Genomic DNA, 3719 nt, shown 5'->3' with positions numbered 1-3719 from the left:
CGCCGACCTGATCCGCGAACAGGGCTTCTCCCTGCTCAACAAACCGCTGCGCCCAGCCAAACTGCGAGCGTTGATGATGGACAGAGCTCGTGTGGCATTTCCCCGTAGAAAAACTAGCCTACGAATTGGCGTCAGATTGGCTGACAGCGAAAGGTGACAAACGCGATATTCAGCGTATTGCAGCTGGCATCGAGATTCGTGTGGTGGAGCCTTCCGAAGTTGCTCCACATCGCTTTCAGAGCGGTGCCTTTTGACAGGTTCGTTTGATAAGCGAACAGTTCAGACACATCCAAATACATGCTTGGCTATTGCTGCTCAATCTTCTCTCTGAACATAAATGGCCTGATCAAACCCAATCGAGTGTCCTGTCTGGGCTGGTGGCACACCGGCAGCCCGTTCAAGCCGTATCCATTGGGTTGTCAAGGTGCGGAGCATTTTTCGCTGTTGTGGAGAAATCTTCTGTTGGCCATCGAGCAACAGGCGGATTGCGCTGTTTATCTCGAATAATGCTGTACCCGGGCCGCGGCGGACCGGCATTGATTGAATGTCGGGAACAAACCGACGATAGCGTTCAAGATACCGTTCATGCCAGCCATTGGCCGGAAACTGCTGTAGGTAACCCTCGAAGGCCGTCACGAACACGGATAGTTCCTCCGCCCAGGTTTTGTAAGCCATCTTGTGCCTGCTTGGTTCTGGCACCCTGCCCATCTCTCGATCGTTATCTGGCTAAAACGCGTTATGCAAGTCTGAAAACTTGGCTAGTGCGTGGTAATATGCAATCTTTGATTGCGTTCTTTGGGGGAAGTGTTGCGTGGCAGACCAGCCTTACGAAGATGCTGTTTTCGAGCTCAGCTTTAACATAGACAATACCTCAGAACGTTATGCGCTTTGAATTACGGAGTTTTTCCGCACTTTACTGTGAAAATGTTTGATACCGCTCTGGCTCCATATTTTGCTGTTTGGCGCGAGAAAACGGAAGATTAGCTGTCGCCAGATCGGCTGCAGGATGGTTTGCAGATAAGATGATCCACGCACCGCCTACGGAGGGCGGGGTGGAAAGCGCTTGGGCTGCATAATCGGGTATAATCCGGCAACTATTCCGGTTTACAATCCGGTATAATCGGGTATATTTACGGGTATGATTCAGACAGAAACGATTCAGATTACACCCGGATTACTGTCCCTTCTCTCCGAAATAGACGAGTTCAAGGGCGCATGGCGGGCGCTTGGAACCCTTGCGCCGGAACGGCTGCAAGCCCTTCGCCGTGTGGCGACGATCGAGAGCATCGGATCATCCACCCGCATCGAGGGCAGCAAGCTGTCAGATCGTGAGGTGGAAGAGCTGCTGGGCAAGCTGGACATCAAAAAATTCGATAGCCGTGACGAGCAGGAAGTCGCAGGCTATGCCGAGGTCATGGAGACCGTGTTTCAAGCATGGCAGGACATTCCCATCACGGAAAACCACATCAAGCAGCTTCACCGCGACCTGCTACGCTACAGCGCCAAGGACGAACGCCACCGGGGCGAATACAAGACCGTGCGCAATGACGTGGGAGCCTTCGACGCAACCGGCAAAATGGTCGGAATCGTCTTTGAAACCACCACCCCCTTCGATACGCCGCAGCGCATGACGGAGCTGGTGCAATGGCTGAATGAGGCGCGAGAGCTGAAGCGCCTGCATCCCCTGCTGATCGTCGCTGTCTTCATCGTGGTATTCCTTGAAATCCATCCCTTTCAGGATGGAAACGGACGCTTGAGCCGCGTCCTGACAACCCTGCTGCTGTTGCAGGCAGGCTATGCCTACGTCCCCTATTCATCCCTTGAGAGCGTGATCGAGCACAGCAAGGAAGGCTACTATCTGGCCTTGCGCCAGACACAGGCAACCATCCGTAGCGATGCCCCGGACTGGCAGCCCTGGCTGCTGTTTTTCATGCGATCCTTGCAGCACCAGAAGCGCCGCCTGGCCGACAAGATCGAGCGCGAGGAACGCGCTCTTGCAGAATTGCCAGAGCTGGCCGTCATGATCCTGGACTATGCCCGCCAGCATGGCCGCGTGACCAACCGCGACATAGTGCGGGAGCATGGAGCCAGCCCGAACACCCTGAAAGCCACATTCCGCAGTCTGATGAACAAGGGACTGCTTGTACGCCATGGCGCAGGCCGATCCATCTGGTATGGTCTGCCAATGGGAACAAGCGAGACAAATAACGGGGGGCGCACATGAACGCGGTCGAGATCGAAGAAGCAATCTCAAACCTTGCCGCCGAGCCATTCGCGCCGGAAGAATTCGCCTTTGCCTTCCTTCAGGCATTCGGCAACAAGCCGACGACCCTGAAGCGCCTGCGCAAAGGCACGTCCAACCGCTCCGATGTGGGAGGCGTGTTGCAGACCAACAATATCCATATCAAGGCCGCCCCTCCTGGCAAGGTTGCCGAAACACTTGCCGAGCTGAAGGCCAGCCCGGCCACCACAAAGGCCAAGGCCAAATTTGTGCTGGCAACGGACGGCAGCGATTTTCAGGCCGAAGACCTGAACAGCGGTGAAGTCATTGTCTGCGACTTCCCTGACTTCCCCGATCACTTTGGTTTTTTCCTGCCCCTGGCCGGAATATCGACCGTAAAACAAATCCGTGACAATGCCTTCGACATCAAGGCAACCGGACGCCTGAATCGGCTCTATGTGGAGCTGCTGAAAGACAACCCCGAATGGGGGCAGGCAGAACGCCGCCACGACATGAACCACTTCATGGCGCGGCTGATTTTCTGTTTCTTTGCTGAAGACACAGACATTTTTGGCAAGGCCGACCTGTTCACATCGACCATCGAGAAGATGAGCGCCCCGGATAGCTCGAACACCCATGAAGTGATCAGCGAGATTTTTCGCTCGATGAACACGCGGGCTGAAGACTTTGACACCGCCGGGATTGCCCGTTGGGCAAAGGACTTCCCCTATGTGAATGGCGGGCTGTTTTCAGACGGAACGGACGTGCCGCGCTTCAGCAAGATTGCCCGATCCTACCTGCTGCATATCGGCAATCTGGACTGGACAAAGATCAACCCCGATATTTTTGGCTCGATGATCCAGGCCGTGGCCGATGAGGATGAGCGCGGGGCTTTGGGGATGCACTACACGAGCGTTCCGAACATCCTGAAAGTGCTCAATCCCCTGTTTCTGGACGACCTGCGCGAGAAGCTGGAAGAGGCGGAAGACAACCCCCGCAAGCTGCTGAACCTGCGCAACCGCATGGCCAAGATCAGGGTATTCGACCCCGCCTGCGGATCAGGAAATTTCCTTGTCATTGCCTACAAGGAAATGCGGGCGATCGAGGCCGGGATCAACAAAAGGCGTGGTGAAGGCGACCGGCGCACCGAGATTCCGCTGACCAATTTCCGGGGGATCGAGCTGCGCGACTTCCCCGCTGAAATTGCGCGGCTGGCACTGATCATTGCCGAGTATCAGTGTGACGTCACCTATCGCGGCCAGAAGGAAGCCCTGGCTGAATTCTTGCCATTGGATGCGATGAACTGGATAACCTGCGGCAATGCCTTGCGACTGGATTGGTTGAGCATCTGCCCCCCTACAGGAACAGGCGTGAAGGTGCATAGCGATGACCTGTTTGAGACGCCGCTCGATCCCCCGGACCATCGGCCCATTTGAGCTCATATTCCTGTTCCCAGGCATCCTGATCTGCGATGCCCTGTTTCAGTTCTTCAATGCTT

General features: G+C 55.5%; 3 protein-coding genes. 2 read left to right on the top strand and 1 reads right to left on the bottom strand.

Annotation, left to right across the window (positions count from 1 at the left end; translation table 11 throughout):
- Nucleotides 1-315: 315 nt before the first annotated feature.
- Entirely contained in the window at nt 316-675 is a 360-nt protein-coding gene (locus WA429_RS20735) for a hypothetical protein (RefSeq protein ID WP_336107833.1), read from the bottom strand.
- Between the two features lie 463 nt (nt 676-1138).
- On the opposite strand from WA429_RS20735, the gene WA429_RS20730 reads away from it, so the two are divergent.
- A complete protein-coding gene (locus WA429_RS20730; protein WP_336107832.1) occupies nt 1139-2224 on the top strand; it encodes a Fic family protein in 1086 nt (361 codons plus the stop codon).
- Nucleotides 2221-3657 carry a DNA methyltransferase gene (locus WA429_RS20725; RefSeq protein ID WP_443082690.1) on the top strand — a complete coding sequence of 479 codons (1437 nt, stop codon included), beginning with the start codon at nt 2221-2223 and terminating at the stop codon, nt 3655-3657. The genes WA429_RS20730 and WA429_RS20725 overlap by 4 nt, the downstream gene beginning before the upstream one ends.
- Nucleotides 3658-3719: the final 62 nt, after the last annotated feature.

The sequence above is a fragment of the Thalassospira sp. CH_XMU1420-2 genome (assembly GCF_037029325.1).
Taxonomy (GTDB): domain Bacteria; phylum Pseudomonadota; class Alphaproteobacteria; order Rhodospirillales; family Thalassospiraceae; genus Thalassospira; species Thalassospira povalilytica.
This window is presented reverse-complemented; position numbering and strand designations above follow the sequence as displayed.

What these genes read in the sequence shown, in the direction of transcription:
- WA429_RS20735 (WP_336107833.1), bottom strand. Translation starts at nt 675, where the DNA reads ATGGCTTACAAAACCTGGGCGGAGGAACTATCCGTGTTCGTGACGGCC.
- WA429_RS20730 (WP_336107832.1), top strand. Translation starts at nt 1,139, where the DNA reads ATGATTCAGACAGAAACGATTCAGATTACACCCGGATTACTGTCCCTT.
- WA429_RS20725 (WP_443082690.1), top strand. Translation starts at nt 2,221, where the DNA reads ATGAACGCGGTCGAGATCGAAGAAGCAATCTCAAACCTTGCCGCCGAG.